Here is an 18,356-nt window from a genome sequence, read left to right on the forward strand (position 1 = left end):
CTGCTGAGAGATTGACCATATCGATATGGTCATTAATATGAGCGGAACCCACATATTTAAGTTTAGCATCCTCTGATTCTTTCGCCACTTCATCGAAGTAAAAAGAATTCCATTCCTGATTAAAATATTCGTGAGCTAAATAATAACGATTTTGTTCCTTCAGGCGATAGTAACGACTTTTTAAAATTGGATTTTGGGCAAAATAACTAGGATTAGCTTCTAATAATTCTCCTGTAAAATTAAGTGCCTGTTCAAGCAGTTTTTCAGAGTTTATATCCCTTGAACTTTTCCTGGTTTATCTTTTTCGGTACAATTTCATCCCATAAGTGCCTGTATCTAACTGTTCTCCTGTATCGTACCACTGGGGGAGTGAGTCGCCAACAATTTCTGCTAATCCGGGATTCCAGGGCGCTCTAGCACTGGCCCTAGTATCAATGATAATTAATGAAAGATTATCCCTATCCTCTGGTGTCATCTGCCCATTATAAAGGGGGAAATAAACTCGTTTAGCCCAAGACTTGAGGGCGTAGAATGTTTGAAAATCAGCATAAATGTGATCCTCATGATTAATTTTGTTGTCAAGAAAGTTTTGTACTTTAGCATAGTCATTATTTTCCCATTGTTGTAAGGTACTTTGCACTAGGTAAGGTAGTCCTAGTAAGTTGGCATAAAATAATAAAACCAAAAAAGCTATACTAATAATTGTTGTCTGAATTTTGCCAGTATTTTTTTCTTAAATATTATTAAAACTCCAGCAAATACAAATGATCAAGGGAAACATCGACATCCAACTATAGTAAAGTGGATATTTCCCCAGAAAACACATAGTAGTTGGTATGGTAATAACGCTGATCAAAGCAAAAAAGGAAGGAGAACGCCACTGGAAAGATTTGGTCAATAGTTCATAAAATATCAAGATGATCAGCAGTAGTAACAGTGGGGGAAAAGACGGATGCAAGCAGCCACCACACAGATAATCTTTCTGGTAAAAAAGTTTGCTCACTCTGGAAAATATTAGATCAATGACACTTCTGTTAAGGTTGGCACTGGCAACAGTATGACCCAAAGTCAGACTAACAAAATCATCCCAAACACCATTAGTTGAGTAAAGTGCATAAAGAAATAACATTCCTAAAATAAATCCCCCACCTAGGGCGACAAATTCCCGCCAAAATCGCTGAAAGTTGAAAAGGAGTAGGATACCGCCAAAAATTGTCGCAAAGACCACGGCTGACAATCCAGAAAGGGGAAAGAAAAATCCAATAATTGTCATAGTAAGCCATCGGATTTTAGCATCTTTTATTAAAAAAGCTCCCAAAACCAGTGCTGATAAGAAAATGCAGGAAGTGTCGTACCTTCCCGATATATAAATAAAGGTAATTCCTGCTGGCAAAAGACAAATAACCACTAAGATGATTCTTAGCCAAGAAAACTTAATTAAAGGTAATTTCTTGATAAATAACCAGATTAAAGTTATGCTAAGAAGCATTAACACATAATTAAAAAGCCTAACTTTTTCAATACTAAATCCCAAAACTTTTATCCATAAAGCCAGCAAAACTGTATAAAGAAAAGAAGTGCTAACATGGAACTCTTGAGCATTTTGATGATACCAAGCAGCCGAGGTAAAACTATCGTATAAAGCTAGATTAGCTGCTGGTTCTGCCAATACTACTTCATCTATCCACACGGGTTGTAATCGAGAGCCAAAGAATATGCCTACTAGCAAAAAAGCGATTCCAAAACCGATGAGAATCAAAATTTCACTGGTTAAAGATATATTTTTTTTCATAATCATTACTCACCTATCAGTTATTCCGTAAACAACTCAATATTTATCCAAGATTTTAATAAGCATTAGAGAAATAAGTTGCGGGCATGACACAGGAACACCATTTAAGTGCTTCACTAAAAACAGAATGTTCTTGAAAAAAGAAAACATTTCCCCATGAACTACCAACGGAGATTAAGTGATTACAATAAAAACTCACCTCATTATTAGGGAATACTCGATAAATTACAATAAACCAACGATAGCCGCGTAATTTCATTGCTTCGACAAGACTCGGTAAGCGGTTGTCTGCCCCAAACTCACCAAAAGGAAACTTTTCATCCCAAAATTCCGCAACTACCACAGGATAACGATAGTCACCCATACCTATTATCACTTCTAAATCAAAACCTTCGGTATCAATTTTTACCAAACCAACTTCCGAGGGAACCTGCTGTTGCTGATGTAAGGTTTCCAGAGTTGTCACCGTAATAGGGACTGTTTCTGTAAAGACCATTCCTTCTGGTAACGAATGGATGTTAATACTGCTCAGTAGAGTATAGTCAGCGTCGGGATAAAGGGGTTGACTATTGGGGTCATTAACTAGATTTTGATCCCCGACTAGGTGAAGCTCCCTCTCCTCATTTATCGCTCCTAATGCTAAAGGAAAAACGTGAAGATTAGAGAAATTAGATAGACGATTTTTTAATTTTTCGACAACGGGTAAAAACGGTTCAAAGGCATAAACTTCATAGCCTGTTTGCAATAGTCGTTCTGTTACATCCCCCTGATTGGCTCCGATATCTAAGGCATAAGGATAGGGAAGATAGGAGTATAAATAACACATCAATTCAACTTCAATTCCTTGAAAATTTGATTGATTAGTGACAACCTTAAATTTATAATTATGAATATCCTCATAAACTTTACTTAGCAGTTGTTGATTAAGTTGAAAACGTTCTCGAGTTTCCTCTTGAAATGCTTGAAAAGTTTCATAAATAGCTTGCTGTTGTTGCTGGGAATCTTGATAAATTTTCTCGGTCGCCTGATAAATAGCTTGCTGTTGTTGTTGAGAATCTTGATAAATTTTCTCGGTCGCCTGATAAATAGCTTGCTGTTGTTGCTGGGAATCTTTGTTAAATTGTTGAATTCCTTGGACGATATCTACGGAAAACTTGAGCAAAAAAGCTTGATTTTCCAGTGATAAATCAGCCTTTCGCTTGGTTTCTGCATTTTCTTGTCGGATTTTCTCCGTGGAGTTATTGAGTTGCTCAACCTTAAAATCTAAGGTATCAAGCTGATTAAGTTTCTCCAGTTTTTGGATTTGTTCAAGTTGGACATGACTGAGTGAATCGAGTTTTTCTAGAAATAAATCTTTGACTGCTTTAACTCGCCGAACAATTTTATTTTTGGCTAATAATTGTTTAATCATGGGGTATATTTTAGGTATAGAAGATTAAGGTTTAGAGGGAAATTGATTAATTTCTCGGTTAGTTTCGGGAACTAATAGCTCCTGACGTATAAAGACGATTTCCTTTTGCAAAAGAGTTCCATCTATTGGTGAGCGCCATTCTCCCGTTTCGTCATAATAGCGAAATCCCAACTGGTATAACCAATGAATCATTTCACTAATAACTAGAGATTCCTCATCGTATCGGATCACGGATAGTTCGGCGATAATCAAATCTACCTGAGCGATAAATTCTTTGGCCCCTTCTAAGACAATATGCTCGGCACATTGCACGTCTAATTTTAATATTCCTCTGCCAGAAATTTGCTGATCTGTTGCCACCTGATCGAGGGTTTTAACCGCCACTGTAATCGTTTCATAGTTTCTAAAATCGGCGGGAGTGATCAAGTAACTTCCGTATAAATCGGGGGAAACCTGAAAACTTAACCGACCAGCTTGATTAGAGATGGCAATTTCTAGTAATTCCGCTTTAGGAATATTAGATATATAGTAATTTCTGGCCGATTGCTCGTATTTTGAGATTAGCGGATCGATGAGGATAAAGCGAGCTTCTGGGAATAATTGACTAGCGGTATGAGACCAAATGCCGTGGGAAGCTCCCACATCAACCACAAAATCAGGCTGATATTTTTGCCCTCGTAAACGTCGCATCACTTGATAAACTGGCACATAGTCTTTATAAATCTTTTTGGGGACAGGTGGCTCAATAAAAGGCACGGCCTCGATCGGCGATCGAGGTAAAATCGCTTCAAATCTGTCATCGGCCGCCTGTTCTTTTTCTAGGGACTGCCAAACCCAATCGTTAATATCTTGGTCGGAGAATTTTGCCGCTACCTTAACGGCATTTTCGCGCATTCTTTGCTGATTTTCGGCGTTAAGAACGTAGTTCACGGCTGCTGCCAAACTTTCGGGTGTATAATCACAAACCACACCGATTTGAAAGCGATTAATAAAGTTGGCCGCCGAGGTTTTATTACTGCCTAAAAGAATTACCGGGGTGTTAGCGGTGGCGAGGTTAAAAATAATCCGGCCGGGTAAACTAAGGCGAGACAATTCTGTCCGATCGTCTCTTCCGTCCATGGTCCCCGTGGGAACAATAACAAAGGGATATGCTTGTAGTTGTTGTGCTAGTTGTTCTTCGGGATAAAGTCCTTGGCTATAAAGTCCCCATTTTTCTAATTCTGCGGCAGATTCTTTGAGCCAATAATAGTTAGAATTGCCATACCAATCTAGTTTAATCCCTGCCCCTTGAATACTCTCTAAAAGAGATTGGAACCATTGGGGACTCCAAATGCTCCCTAATAAAGCTCCCCATTTTTCTTGACAGCGTTGGGGAGAAACTTCGGCAACTTCACTATTGATGAGACGGTGGGGAACAATCGCCGGTAGGAGCCAAAATTTGTAGCCGTACTTATTCTCGTAAGCGTCGCGGAGTTCGGGATGGGTGGCAAAACGAACGGAACATTTGCTTAAAAACTCTTTCATCAAAGCATCGGGAATCTCCTGAACGCAGATATTCTGATCGTCCATGATGTAGGTGGCAAGGGGAACGTTAAATAATTCCTTAATAGCGATCGCTGTCAGAATATCGCTGGCGTAATAAGGGACACAAAAAACTTTTTCGACTTGATGGTGTCCGAGAGTTTGTAGAATTGATTGAAATATCGCCGGTCGCGACATTTTCTTATGGTCAAGATGGAAGCTTAAGACCCCGAATTGTTGTTCACCGCCATAGTGATTATCGGAACGGATGGAAATAATCTCGCTGTCATCGGGAAAGATTCTTCTGACCAAGGCTCCTGTCCCGTGACTTTGATTGACTTCACTAGCGGTGACGATCACACTGCACTTAAGGCTATTTTTCTCGAATTGTTCAAAGCGATTATCGATGGGTTTTCCTTGTTCTAACGATCTCCAGAGCCAATCATCAAAATGATCGGCTTTTAAGCTTTTGGCTAATTTTTGACTGGAATAACGGAGCCGCAGTTGATTGCTTTCTACTCGTAGTTTCTCTATTTCTGCTAATAGGCTTTGAGCTTTATAATCACAGACAGTTCCTAGGTCGAATTCTTTGACGAACTGAGCGGCGGCACTATCTTCACGACCAACAATGATGATCGGAGTATTAGCAACGGCGGTAATAAAGGGAATGCGGGAAGGCAAACTCAAACAGGCGAATTCGGGACGATCTTGCTCGTTTTCAGAACTGGCGGTGGGAACGATTGCAAAAGGGGCTTGACGTAAGTAGTAGATGAGAGCATCTTGGCTGCAGTAACCTTTAAAAAAGATACCATCTTTTTCTAACTCTGCTTCTTGGAATTGCAACCATTGACGGTTAGGATTGCCATACCAATCTAATTTGATCTGGGATTCTCGACATAATTGTCTGAGATTTTCTAGCCAAGTCTGAGACCAGATATTACCGATTAAAATCCCTCTTGCCATAGAATCGGGGGCGGTAATTTCTGGGGGCATTAAATAACTTTCTACTAGGGGCGGTACAAACCAAATTTTCCTTTCGTATTTTTTGCTATAGGCTTGAGAAAGAGGCTTAGAAATGCCTAAAACTAGATCACTATTATCTATTAATTGCTTAACAATGCCATCGGCCACAGCCCTTACATAGATATTCTGATCATCCATCAGGTAGGTACAAACGGGGACTTGAAAGAGAGATTTAATCGCTATAGCTACATAAAAATCTTCGATAAAGTAGGGAATTACTAAGACTCTTTTCGCTTTTAAATAAACAAATAAATTTTGGATTTTTAATAAAATTTCCCCATAGGAACAGCCGCGCACATCTAGGCAAAAATTCTGAACACCAAAATCTTGATCTCCTTCGTAGAGATTAGTGGTTCGTAGGGAAACTATCCGGCTAGTATCGGGAAAATTTCTCTTTAAAAGAACGCCCACCCCGTGCCGCTCGTTAACCTCGCTGGGTGAGACGATGATATCATAACTTTCTTGGAATTTGTCGGCAAAACTATTTAAGTCTTGTAAGGACAAACTAAGTTCTTTTTGTAGTTCCTGATAAGAGGTGAGCATAATGATTAATTATAATAGGCTCTAACTATAGATATTCCATGACCGCTGACAGGTTTTCTCTGAAAAACAAAGCATAACCTCGTTTCGCCTACGGCCTCGTCATTAAGATAACTGCCGTTTTTTTCTTGGTTATCCCTCAAGAAATTTTATATTCTTCGATATACCCTGTCAAATTTATTCCTATCTATCCCAGAAAACGGAGATTGCTCCTTGCAGGTTTTAATGTTTTAAGATTGTTCATCTCCTTTTTACTAACTTCAGTGATTGCTATCACAACGACCTTTTTATATCGCTTTTTGTTTCCCCATCGGGAATTATCATCTCACCTTGGCAGACTAGAACTGATGCACCACCCACAGAAACTTCTGTAATTGACCGGTTATTTTTCTGAAACTTTAATTGTATGGTGCTGAGTCTGCCCATTTCTACTCCCTGGACTATTGTCCATTGATTCATCCCTTCCCTGGAAGATTCTAAGGCCCCTAGGTAGCCAGCCAAAGCGGCCACAGCCGAACCAGTGGCGGGATCTTCCATAACTCCTAAACCGGGGGCAAACATTCGGCCATAGAGACGAGATTGGGGTGATTCTGGGTCAAAACAGCAGACAAAAAGGGAGTTAGCGGGGGATTGGCCTAATAATGATGACCATTGAGTTAGATTTAGTTTTATTTTCCCTAAAATATCTCGATTTTTGACAGGTATGAATAAAAAAGGGAGACCACAGGAAAAGGCGCGGAGGGGATAACCGGGTAGGAAATCGGCAACGCTTAGGGAAAGAATCGCAGCTAAATCATCGAGAGCATAAGTATCCGTCACTAATTCTGGCAATTGTGCCACTTTTAACTCACTATAGACCGGTTTTTCCCCCTCCATGATAATTTTCACCGGTACTAAACCGACTCCTTCCTCCAGATAAATCGTGGTTTCTCGGTAGGGGGGAATAGCGCCGATTAGGGCTAAAATATAGGCCGTGCCGACGCTAGGATGGCCAGCAAAGGGTAATTCGGTACTGGGGGTGAAAATCCGGACTTTTTTGCTGCCTTGGGGCGTTTCTGGCGGAAAAACGAAGACTGTCTCCGAGAAGTTAAATTCGGCGGCGATTTTTTGCATCTGGGTGCGGGTTAATCCAGATGCCTCTGGAAAAACTGCCAAGGGATTACCGCCAAAAATGCGATCGGTAAAAACATCGGCGGTATAGTAGGAATAGGTAGGCACGCGGGGATAGGGCAACAGTTATCGGAGAATTTTTTCATCTTACACCTATTTTCACCCCTGACCGCCCTGATGGTCTGTCTAGGGATAGATTCTCCCTGTCAGTCCTGTTAGTCTCTGTTGACTGAGAAATAATTAAAATACAGAGTTTTTCATGAAGTATATAGCGGTTCTCGCATCTGTGCGGCACACTTAAACCTTTGCTGATTAAGCTGTTCAGAATCGGAAATGTACCTCGTGTGAATCAGAAACGCTATAACCTGATAGGGCATCGTCTCGGAGTCTCCTCATAACTGCTATAGGCTCTACTACTTATTCGCTTCTAATCTGGCTAATAAACTAACTAACTTATCTCTAACGGAATTGTGGGTGTATTCGTCTTCAGGGTGAGGTTTCTGATTGGGTTTTTGAAAATAGGGACGTTCCCCGTATAATTGTCCCCATTTCACATCGACTCGGTGTACTAATTCATAGAGTAATTCTTGATTGTCTAAAATTTCTTCTAGAATTAACTGTAAAGCTTGAACGGGATTATCTAAATTTTGACTGACTTTGGTTAATTCTTCATCAACGATAAGCTGTAAAATTATCTGCAAAGCTCCCGAAGAATCCCCTAAATTAGCGGCAATAAATTGTTTAATCTCTGTGGTAACTTGCACCAATTTAGGGACGGGAGATTCTCCCTTGAGGAAATCCGCCCCCTCTTGAGCGATAAAATCTGCTAGGGTAAACTCACGCCTTTCGATGATATCTTGGGAAAAATCCGGTTCTTCAGGGGTCATAAACTAAAAAGATTAGCGATAATAGACTATAGGACTTATTGTGACATTTTTAGGAATATCTATGGGCATCGATCGCAGAGAGTTTCAGCAGCGTCGTCAGCAGGTAATGGAAAAAATCGGCAATGGAACGGCAATTTTTCGCAGTGCGCCCATGGCGGTCATGCACAATGACGTAGAATACACCTATCGTCAGGATAGTGACTTTTTTTACCTGACAGGATTTAATGAACCGGAGGCGGTGGCGGTTTTAGCACCCCATCACCCCGAACATCAGTTTATCCTGTTCGTGCAGCCAAAAGACCCGGAAAAAGAAACCTGGACTGGCTATCTCCACGGGGTGGAAGGAGCAAAGGAGATTTTTGGTGCTCATGCGGCCTATTCTATCCAAGAATTGGACGAAAAATTACCCCAATATCTCGAAAAAGCCGAACGAATTTATTATCATCTCGGACGGGACAAAACTTTTAATACAAATGTTCTCAATCACTGGCAAAAATTAATCGCCACTTTTCCCCGTCGCGGCACCGGACCGACTGCTTTAGAGGATACTAATTTTATTCTCCATCCTTTGCGCTTACTGAAAACCGAGGCCGAATTGGACAATATTCGCCAAGCAACTGCTATTTCAGCACAGGCACATAATCGGGCCAGAGAATTTACCAAAGTTGGTCACTATGAGTATCAAATTCAAGCGGAAATTGAGCATACTTTTCGCCTAGAAGGGGGTATGGGTCCGGCTTATCCTTCTATTGTCGCTAGTGGTGCTAATGCCTGTATTCTGCACTATATCAACAATAATCGTCAAGTACAAGAAAATGAGCTTTTATTAATTGATGCCGGTTGTGCCTACAATTACTATAACGGTGATATTACCCGCACTTTTCCCGTTAATGGTAAATTTACACCCGAACAAAAAATTATCTATGAAATTGTTCTGGAAGCTCAATTAAAGGCGATTGAAGTGGTAAAAACTGGTAATCCTTATAATCTTTTTCATGACACAGCCGTGAGAACAATTGTGGAGGGATTAGTGGATTTGGGGCTATTAGTCGGCGACATTGATGAGATAATTAAAGAGGAAAAATATAAGCCTTTTTATATGCACAGAACTGGCCATTGGTTAGGATTAGATGTCCATGATGCGGGAGGTTATAAAGTTAACGAAGAAACTTGGCAAACTTTGCAACCCGGTCATGTTTTAACCGTGGAACCGGGTATTTATATCGCCCCCGATATTAAACCTGCTGAAGGACAGCCGGAAGTGCCGGAAAAATGGCGAGGTATCGGCATCCGTATTGAAGATGATGTGTTAGTTACTGCCACAGGAAATGAGGTTTTAACTGCAACGGTTCCCAAAAAAGTTGAGGATATCGAATCTAAGTAAAAGGTAGGTGTTAAAAATTGTCAGATTCCCCCTAAAGCCATTATTAAGGGGGGATTAAAGGCAAAATCTATCTTCAAAGTAGATTCAATTAAGTTTTTTCTAGAGATTATTATGGTTGCCACCAAAGAAAAATTATATACCTTTGCGGAATATTTAAATTATCGGGACTGCACGGATAATAAGTACGAATTATTTAACGGAGAATTAATTTCCATGCCTCCCGCTAGTGGCTTTCATCCTTTAATTCTTGCCTTTATTTATGATTATTTAATGGCAGAAATTAAAAGATTAAATCTAACTTGGAAAGTTATGCCTGCTACCGTGGGAATTCGCACCGATAAAGCTAAATCGAGAATCCCAGACTTAATGATTTTAACTGCTGAACAATGTCAAGAGATTAGAAATATGACCACAGCAGTGATTGAATTTCCTCCCCTCTTAGTTGTGGAAATTGTTAGCCCCAATAATGCCGATGATGACTACCGTTATAAGCGTTCAGAATACGCAGTGAGAGGCATTCCTGAATACTGGATTATCGATCCTATTGCCCTAAAAATATCGGTTTTAACCCTGATTTCGGGATTTTATGAACTGGCAGAATTTCACAACGAAGATAGGATAATATCGGTGACATTTCCCGATTTACAATTAACTCCTCAAATGGTCTTTGACCAGTAGCATTATTAACGATTATGACTATCCCCTTAGAAATCCAACAGCGTTACCAACAACTAAAAACAGAACTACAAAGAGCCAGTTATGCTTATTATGTTCTTGATGATCCTTTTATACCCGATAGCGTTTATGATCAACTTTATCGGGAATTAGAAGACCTAGAAAAGCGTTATCCCCAATTAATCACCCCCGATAGTCCCACCCAAAGAGTCGGAGATAAAATCTCTAGTCAATTTTTTTCTGTTCGTCATAATATTCCCCTGTATAGTCTCGAAAATGCCTTTAACCTCGAAGAATTAAATAAATGGGGCAGCCGTTGGCAGAGATATATAAATGAAACCCAAGACACGGAATATGTGTGTGAATTAAAAATCGATGGTTCCGCGTTAGCTTTAACCTACGAAAACGGCTTTTTAGTCAGGGGTGTTACTAGAGGGGATGGAGTCACTGGCGAAGATATTACCCCCAATGTGCGGACAATTCGCTCTATTCCTTTACGCTTAAATATAGATAATCCTCCGGCAATTGTGGAAGTGCGCGGCGAAGCTTTTTTACCCCTCGATACCTTCGATAAAATCAATCAAGAAAGAGAAGAAAAAGGGGAATCTCTCTTTGCTAATCCCCGCAATGCGGCAGCAGGAACCCTACGACAATTAGATCCGAAAATAGTTGATAAAAGACGCTTACAATTTTTTGCCTATACCCTGCATTTAGACGATAATAATATCACTACTCAATGGCAATCCTTAGATAGATTAGAAACCATGGGATTTCTGGTTAATCCCCACCGTCAACTCTGTCCATCCCTGCAAGAAGTGGCGCAATACTATCAAGATTGGCAAGAAAAACGTCATCAATTAGCCTACATGACCGATGGTGTCGTAGTCAAAATCAACGATTTACAGCGACAAAATCGGTTAGGATTCACTCAAAAATTCCCTCGGTGGGCTATCGCTTTAAAATATCCTGCCGAAGAAGTCCCCACGGTAGTTAAAGATATTATCGTCAATGTGGGACGCACCGGCGCGGTTACACCCATGGCGGTGATGGAACCGGTACAAGTAGCAGGAACCACCGTACAAAGGGCTACTTTACATAATAGCGATCGAGTGGCCGAATTAGATATCCGCATCGGTGACACGGTAATTATCCGCAAAGCGGGGGAAATTATCCCAGAAGTGGTGAGAATCCTGCCAGAATTGCGTCCTAACCACAGCTTACCCTTCCAGATGCCCACTAATTGCCCTGAATGTCAATCTCCCCTAGTTCGTCCAGTGGGGGAAGCGGTGACGCGCTGTGTCAATAGTTCCTGTCCGGCGATTTTGCGGGGAAGTATAGTGCATTGGGCCAGTCGCGATGCTCTCGATATCCGGGGATTAGGGGGAAAAGTGGTAATTTTGCTGATTGAACAGGGATTAGTTACCGCCATTTCTGACCTCTACAGCCTCGAAAAAACGGAAATTGCCAAATTAGACCGAATGGGCGAGAAATCCGCCTTAAATTTGATTACAGCCATGGCTCAGAGCAAAAATCAAAGCTGGTCAAGGGTACTTTATGGGCTAGGAATTCGCTATGTGGGCAGCGTTAACGCCAAAATTCTCGCCGAAAGTTTTCGGACTGTGGAGGAGTTAGCTAACGCCAGCGTGACTGATTTAGCCTCTGTCTATGGTATCGGTGAAGAAATCGCTCAATCGGTCTATGATTGGTTTAAAATTGCTGCTAATCGGGATTTAGTCGCTAAATTACAAGCGGCTGGTTTACAATTTGCCGCAGCAGCAAAAACCACCACCACTAAAGCGACTTTAGCAGGGAAAACCTTTGTGATTAGTGGCACTTTACCAACTCTCAAACGGGAGGAAGCGAAAGAATTAATCGAAAAAGCTGGGGGGAAAGTGACGGGTTCTGTGAGCAAAAAAACCGATTATTTAGTGCTAGGAGAAGCGGCGGGTTCTAAGCTAGAAAAAGCCCTAGAATTGGGCATTACTCAGCTAACCGAAGCACAATTACTCGAATTAATCGGGGATTTCCATCGGTAAAATAAAGCGTTAGATTAGAAAGAGTCCTTTTTTGAGAGATATTTAAACCTGATGGTCTGGCCTTTTAAACCGAAAACCCGCAAACAAATCGCTCGAATAGAAATTACAGGTGCAATTGCCTCCGATACCCGCAAAAGGGTCTTAAAAGCCCTAGAAATCGTCAAAGAAAGGCAATATCCCGCCCTACTTCTCCGCATTGACTCCCCCGGGGGAACCGTGGGGGATTCCCAAGAAATTTATGAAGCATTGAAGCGGTTACAAAAAACCACCAAAATAATCGCTAGTTTTGGCAATATTTCCGCCTCTGGTGGCGTTTATATCGGTATGGGGGCTAATTATATTATGGCTAACCCCGGCACGATTACTGGCTCGATCGGTGTTATCCTGAGGGGGAACAATCTGGAAAGATTGTTGGATAAGGTGGGAGTTTCGTTTAAAGTGATTAAATCAGGCCCTTATAAAGATATTCTCTCCTTCGATCGAGAATTAACTGATGAAGAAGAAAGTATTCTCCAGGATATGATCGATACCAGTTATCAGCAATTTCTGCAAACCGTCGCCAGAGCCAGAAATTTAGATGTCAATCAGGTGAAAAGTTTTGCCGATGGGCGCATTTTTACCGGTCAACAGGCGTTAGAATTAGGAGTGGTTGATCGCCTGGGAACCGAGGAAGATGCCCGACTTTGGGCGCTAGAATTGGCAGGATTACCCCCAGATAAAACTAAATGTCAGACTATCGAAGAACCGAAACCCCTCCTCAGTCGTCTGACGGGCAATCGTTCCCAAATACCCCTAGGATTACAAAAAACCCTACAGCGTCTAGAATTTGAATTGGAAGTTAACGGACAACTATTGTGGTTATACCGACCCTGATGGCCAGATTAAAGTCGAGAAAAAGGGCGCGTTAACCCCTAAAATTGACTCATCAGGATTAGCGGAGGATGACAATCGTGCAGTGGAAGGTTCGAGCCATTCGGGGAGCGACGACAGTAACGGCTAATACTATTGAAGCTATACGAGAAGCAGTAACAGAACTCCTCGAAGCGATCGAAATCCACAATAGTCTCGACCCCGATGATATTGTTAGTGTTATCTTTACGGCAACTCAGGATTTAGACGTGATTTTCCCCGCTGCTATCGCTCGCGAACGTCCCCATTGGCAAAATGTCCCCCTCCTTGATGTGCAACAGATGCAGGTCGCTGGTAGTCTGGACAAGTGTATTCGGGTAATTCTCCACGTTAATACTCCCAAACTGCAAGGGGAAATGCAGCACGTCTATCTCCGGGGGGCGAAAAATCTTCGCCCCGATTGGCAGATTTCTCCAGTAACTATTAATCGCTAAAATCTTCGATAACTGACTAAATCCCCATTTCCGACAGCCAACTCAAAATTAATTGATTAACTTTTTCGGGATGTTCATCGTGGGGACAGTGACCGGCTTTGGCAATCGGATAAAATTGGGTATTATTTCCCATTTTAGCTCTTTCTTGGTAAATTACCGAACCGGCGATCGGTGTCCAAGGGTCATCCTCTCCCCAGAGTACCAATAAAGGGCGATCGATTGGCGGTAATAATTCCTGGGGAGAAGGTCCGGGGGGTGCTGTCAACACCGATGCAAACACTCCCCACGCACCCTCATCACAGGAGGGTTGATAGAGAATTTCGACTAATTCCTCGGTAATCGCGGTATGGTCGCGATAAACCTGTTTTAAGGTGTTCCGGATGCGATTTTTCTGTCTTACCTGTTCAAAAATAAACTTTCCTGTCACCGGAGAACTAACTAAACCGGTAAAGGCAGCCATGATTAAACGCAAGGGGAAATTTAATTCTTCGGGACGATGGTTTAATCCTCCCGCACAGTTGATAATTACTCCTGCGGCAGTGATTTCGGGAGATTCTGCCATCAGCATTAATGTAACCAGTCCCCCGATGGAATTACCGACAAATACGGTTGGTTTTGCAATTTTTTCTCGCCAAAAGTCTTGTATTTGCTGCTGCCAAAGGTTGAGACTATAATCTAAAGCGGGCTTATCCGCACCCCCAAATCCCAAGAGATCTAGGGCATAGACTTGATAGCCATTTTCCGCTAAAACGGGGATATTTTTGCGCCAATGACCGATAGATGCCCCAAAACCGTGAATTAATACTAGGGGTTGTCCTTCTCCCCGCACAGTGTATGGGATGGTGTGACCTTGCCATGTCCAAGACAATTGTTCTAAGCTAGTGGCAGTGAGCGGCGATTGTAGTGTCATTGTATGAAGTTTTATTAAGTGATACTTAAATTATAGAGTAAAAATCAGCCGAGAATTTATGCCACAACGCCGGACTTTTACCAATAACTCGATGGCAATTTCCTATTTACAATGGAGCGATCGAGGTAGGCCTCTATTATTATTGCACGGCATGGCGGATCATGCTTTGGTTTGGTCAAGTTTGGGCGATTATTTAAGCTCAAATTATCAAGTTATTGCCCCAGATTTGCGGGGACATGGGGAAAGCGGTAAACCGGCAACTTGTTATCACTTTCAGGATTATATCGGCGATTTAAGGACTTTAATTAATCATTTAGGTTGGAGGCAAGCACATATTTTAGGTCATTCTTGGAGTGCTAAAATAGCGGCAATTTGGGCAACTCAACAGCCGGAATTATTTAAGAGTTTAATTTTAGTCGATCCCTTTTTTATCGATAAAATGCCTAGTTGGATTAGGATAACTTTTCCAATTCTCTATCAAGTTTTGCCCTTTTTAAAGATTACTCGCTCCTTTGATAGCTATCAGAGCATAGAAGCGATTGCTCGTCAATTAAAACAATATAAAGGTTGGTCAAATTTACAGCAAGAGGTGTTTAAAAATGCCATTGAACAAAAAGCTGATGGCAGTTGGAGCAGTAAATTTACTTTATCGGCACGCGAGGAAATTTTTGAGGATGTCATGGGGTTTGCTGGATTAACTAAAACTTTAGATATTCCCAGTTTATTAATCCTTCCCCAACAGGGATTAAATCGCACTGCTTGGCAAATTCAATCCTATAAAAAGTATTTAACGTCTCTAGAGATTAAAAAGATACCGGGTAATCATTGGGCATTTTTAGGGGAACCTGAAACTTTTAATCAAGCAGTAGGGGAATTTTTATCTGTTCAGAAAAATGACGATGTTTAATGAAAAGGTAATTGAGTTAATTTTAAGCTGCATTATGCGCTCGCTAACACCCTAAGTTCATATAAATTTCCTCGGCAATATTCCTGCTACCTCCAGATTCTCCCACTCTAATTTTACCATTCTCTAAACATCTGTGTAAATAACGAGAATCTGCCAAAATATCGATAATTTTAACCGCAGCATTTTTAAATAAATTTACCTCTGTGGGTTTCTGTCCAATAGTTATCACCGATTCCCCTAGTAAGCGCATTTGTGCCTCAGCAAAAGGGTAGGTAAATTGGGGACCAAATCCGGGTATTTGTAGGACGGGTTTTCCTAATCCTACTGATTGTTCTACTGCTGTCCCCGCCATGGCTAAACAAGCGTCACAATGGTGTAAAATATCGGCAAAAGCATCACGATAACAGCACACATTAGCCCCATTTTTCTCTAATTTTCCCGCTCCTAAATAATGCCATCCCTCTTGTTTGGCTAAATTTTCTAAGTCGGTTTCTCTGATACTAGGAACGATAGCAGCCCGAAACTGCATCGGTTTAATTTTAACTATTTCCTCACAGACTTGCAACTGTAGAGCTAAATTACTTAAAGCTTCGGGTAAACGACTCCCCGCTAATAAAGCAATCATGGGAATTTGACTATCTAATTCTAAATCTTTACCCGTCGGTGTTAACACATCCATAATCGGATAACCAGCAAAAATCGCTTTTTTAATACCCCGATTTTGTAGATCTGTTGCTGTATATTTATCCCTAGTAAAAACTCTTAAACACTTGTCTGATCTCAAACATAATTCTGTCAGTAAAGGTAATTTAATTGTACCTTCATAGTAACTGGAAGTAGAAACAATAAAAGCCACAAAAGGACGACTGGTTAAACGAGCGAACACAATCGGCACTATATCCCCCACTGCTATCAATAAATCACAATCCTTGCTAACCTTAAAAGCTGCCTGAATTTGCTGAATAGTTAGACCAATTAATCCCGCCCCAATATCCTTAATCCAATTAAAAGGATTGGTATAAATAATTCCCCCCGAGGGCATAGTGGCAGTGGGGGCAATAATTGGTACTGGCAATTTTTGATAAGCTTTTCCCTCTCCTACTAAAGGCAAAGCAGCTATAGATAATTGGGGCTGAATTTTTTGTAATTCTCCCACAATTAAACTAGCATTTAAATCCTCGCCATGACCATTACTAAGAAATAAAACCTGTTTAAGCATCGATTTGCTATCCTCTATATTCCCTTGCTGCCAAAGAAACCGCCACCGTCACCGATTTTGCTTCTATTTGCTTGCTGACTAGCAAAGTCTCGCCCATTTTTAAAGCGGCAGCTTCGGCGACGCTAGGAGTTCCCATGTCCTCGTTGACAATAGCCGAGGGATTGGGGACATTAGTATCTCTCAACTCCTCGGCAGTAAAGGTTTTTAGGGGCAATCCTTTCTCCTGACAGTAGGCAATTAAACCCCGTTCATCAGCTTTGGTGTCAAGGGTGGCGATACCGGCAATAGCGGCTAAAGAGAGGTGGTAACGCTTAAAAACAGCCCTAATTGCCCTATCTATGACTGCTTTCTCCGTGCCACGGATGCAACCTATACCTAGCCATAATACTCGTCCATGCCATTGCACTTTTGCTGGGGAAGGAGCCGTTTCATCTGGTTGGTCTTTGAACCTGCCATCAATATTATAGCTTTCTGGGTGCAACCCTCAAACTGAAGCTGAAGCCTAGCAAATCTACAAAAGAAACTGCTCACTGCTCGCTGATTAAGCGGTAGCTTCTAAAAATACGCCTAAATTGCGGAATTTTTGATAACGAGATTCGCGCCGTTGTTGGGGTGTTAACAAAGATAAAGCCTCTAAATTCTCACTAATAGCGGCTTTTAAATTGGCTGCCGCTTTAATCGGATCAGCATGGGCCCCTCTGGAGGGTTCAGGAACGATCTGATCGATAATATTTAACTCTTTTAAATCTTTTGAGGTAATTTTGAGGGCCACTGCTGCTTTATCGGATTTTTTGGCATCTTTCCAGAGAATAGCGGCACAAGCTTCGGGAGTCGCCACGGTATAGACAGAATGCTCTAACATTAATAGGCGATCGCCGACACCAATGCCCAAAGCACCGCCGGAACCACCCTCACCAATAACAGTACAAATGATCGGCACATCTAAACGGAACATTTCCCGGAGATTATAGGCGATCGCTTCCCCTTGACCTAATTTTTCCGCTTCCACCCCCGCCCAGGCGCCGGGGGTGTCAATAAAGGTTAAAATTGGCTGATTAAACTGATGGGCGTGTTCCATTAAACGCATGGCTTTACGATAACCGCCGGGGGCAGCCATGCCGAAATTTCTAGCCACATTATCCTTAGTATCCCGGCCTTTTTGATGCCCGATAATCACCACGGGACGACCGTTAAAACGGGCAACACCCCCCACAAGAGCGGGATCGTCGTAACCACCGCGATCCCCGTGTAACTCGAACCATTCATCGGTGATTGCCTGAATATAGTCTAGGGTACTGGGGCGCCGGGGATGACGGGCTAATTGTAGCCGTTGGGAAGGGGTGAGATTGCTAAAAATCTCACGACGTAATTGATTAGCTCGTTCGTCTAGTTGACTAATTTGTTCCGAGACATCTACGCTATTTTCTTGGGCTAATTCTTTAATCTGTTCGATGCGGGATTCTAATTCGTAGAGGGGTTTCTCAAAATCTAGGAGAAAAATCTTTTTCTCGGTAGTCTCGTTTTTGGTCATAGGTTAGTGGCTAGAAGTTTACTGTTCGCTAATCTTTTCTAGCTTACCGTTTTTCAGCGATCGATTA

General features: G+C 41.7%; 16 protein-coding genes and 1 pseudogene. 6 read left to right on the forward strand and 11 right to left on the reverse strand.

Features of this window, described 5'->3' with window-relative positions; all coding sequences use genetic code 11:
* The 7 genes and pseudogenes from MiAbW_RS20520 to MiAbW_RS00030 form a co-directional block, all read right to left on the reverse strand.
* Window positions 1-256: pseudogene (locus tag MiAbW_RS20520) on the reverse strand (methyltransferase regulatory domain-containing protein); the annotation flags it as partial.
* A 39-nt stretch (window positions 257-295) separates the two neighbouring features.
* Complete coding sequence (locus MiAbW_RS19840) at window positions 296-640, reverse strand: hypothetical protein (protein WP_238707159.1); 345 nt, start codon at window positions 638-640, stop codon at window positions 296-298.
* Window positions 641-733: 93 nt separating this feature from the next.
* Window positions 734-1,792, reverse strand: coding sequence for a hypothetical protein (locus MiAbW_RS00010; protein WP_238707160.1), 1,059 nt, complete (start codon window positions 1,790-1,792; stop codon window positions 734-736).
* Window positions 1,793-1,847: 55 nt separating this feature from the next.
* Window positions 1,848-3,203 (reverse strand): FkbM family methyltransferase, encoded by a 1,356-nt coding sequence (locus tag MiAbW_RS00015; protein ID WP_151694385.1) that lies wholly within the window; start codon window positions 3,201-3,203, stop codon window positions 1,848-1,850.
* Between the two features lie 24 nt (window positions 3,204-3,227).
* A complete protein-coding gene (locus tag MiAbW_RS00020; protein ID WP_151694386.1) occupies window positions 3,228-6,290 on the reverse strand; it encodes an FkbM family methyltransferase in 3,063 nt (1,020 codons plus the stop codon).
* 270 nt (window positions 6,291-6,560) lie between these two features.
* Complete coding sequence (locus MiAbW_RS00025; RefSeq protein ID WP_151694569.1) at window positions 6,561-7,505, reverse strand: PhzF family phenazine biosynthesis protein; 945 nt, start codon at window positions 7,503-7,505, stop codon at window positions 6,561-6,563.
* Between the two features lie 305 nt (window positions 7,506-7,810).
* Complete coding sequence (locus MiAbW_RS00030; RefSeq protein ID WP_151694387.1) at window positions 7,811-8,284, reverse strand: hypothetical protein; 474 nt, start codon at window positions 8,282-8,284, stop codon at window positions 7,811-7,813.
* A gap of 61 nt (window positions 8,285-8,345) precedes the next feature.
* On the opposite strand from MiAbW_RS00030, the gene MiAbW_RS00035 reads away from it, so the two are divergent.
* The 5 genes from MiAbW_RS00035 (at window position 8,346) to aroH (ending at window position 13,722) form a co-directional block, all read left to right on the forward strand.
* Window positions 8,346-9,668, forward strand: coding sequence for an aminopeptidase P N-terminal domain-containing protein (locus MiAbW_RS00035; RefSeq protein ID WP_151694388.1), 1,323 nt, complete (start codon window positions 8,346-8,348; stop codon window positions 9,666-9,668).
* A gap of 111 nt (window positions 9,669-9,779) precedes the next feature.
* A complete protein-coding gene (locus MiAbW_RS00040; protein ID WP_151694389.1) occupies window positions 9,780-10,346 on the forward strand; it encodes a Uma2 family endonuclease in 567 nt (188 codons plus the stop codon).
* Between the two features lie 14 nt (window positions 10,347-10,360).
* Window positions 10,361-12,379, forward strand: a complete 2,019-nt coding sequence (gene ligA / locus MiAbW_RS00045; RefSeq protein ID WP_151694390.1) for an NAD-dependent DNA ligase LigA — start codon at window positions 10,361-10,363, stop codon at window positions 12,377-12,379.
* 51 nt (window positions 12,380-12,430) lie between these two features.
* Window positions 12,431-13,252, forward strand: a complete 822-nt coding sequence (gene sppA, locus MiAbW_RS00050) for a signal peptide peptidase SppA (protein ID WP_151694391.1) — start codon at window positions 12,431-12,433, stop codon at window positions 13,250-13,252.
* A 68-nt stretch (window positions 13,253-13,320) separates the two neighbouring features.
* Window positions 13,321-13,722, forward strand: a complete 402-nt coding sequence (gene aroH, locus MiAbW_RS00055) for a chorismate mutase (protein WP_045358083.1) — start codon at window positions 13,321-13,323, stop codon at window positions 13,720-13,722.
* Window positions 13,723-13,738: 16 nt separating this feature from the next.
* Here aroH and MiAbW_RS00060 read toward each other — a convergent pair whose 3' ends face one another.
* The gene (locus tag MiAbW_RS00060; RefSeq protein ID WP_151694392.1) at window positions 13,739-14,632 is read right to left on the reverse strand and encodes an alpha/beta fold hydrolase; all 894 of its coding nucleotides are present in this window, start codon (window positions 14,630-14,632) and stop codon (window positions 13,739-13,741) included.
* Window positions 14,633-14,690: 58 nt separating this feature from the next.
* On the opposite strand from MiAbW_RS00060, the gene MiAbW_RS00065 reads away from it, so the two are divergent.
* Entirely contained in the window at window positions 14,691-15,539 is an 849-nt protein-coding gene (locus tag MiAbW_RS00065) for an alpha/beta fold hydrolase (RefSeq protein WP_151694393.1), read from the forward strand.
* Window positions 15,540-15,582: 43 nt separating this feature from the next.
* On the opposite strand, the gene MiAbW_RS00070 is transcribed toward MiAbW_RS00065, so the two are convergent.
* The 3 genes from MiAbW_RS00070 to accA all read right to left on the reverse strand — a co-directional run bounded on the left by MiAbW_RS00070 (window position 15,583) and on the right by accA (window position 18,289).
* Window positions 15,583-16,758: a lipid-A-disaccharide synthase-related protein gene (locus tag MiAbW_RS00070; RefSeq protein ID WP_151694394.1), complete on the reverse strand. Its 1,176-nt coding sequence runs from the start codon at window positions 16,756-16,758 to the stop codon at window positions 15,583-15,585.
* 7 nt (window positions 16,759-16,765) lie between these two features.
* A complete protein-coding gene (locus MiAbW_RS00075) occupies window positions 16,766-17,218 on the reverse strand; it encodes a cobalamin biosynthesis protein (RefSeq protein WP_151694570.1) in 453 nt (150 codons plus the stop codon).
* Window positions 17,219-17,299: 81 nt separating this feature from the next.
* On the reverse strand, window positions 17,300-18,289 hold the full coding sequence (accA, locus tag MiAbW_RS00080) for an acetyl-CoA carboxylase carboxyl transferase subunit alpha (protein ID WP_002744097.1): 990 nt from the start codon (window positions 18,287-18,289) through the stop codon (window positions 17,300-17,302).
* Between the last annotated feature and the right edge of the window lie 67 nt (window positions 18,290-18,356).

The organism is Microcystis aeruginosa NIES-4325, from assembly GCF_008974145.1.
Lineage (GTDB): Bacteria > Cyanobacteriota > Cyanobacteriia > Cyanobacteriales > Microcystaceae > Microcystis > Microcystis aeruginosa_G.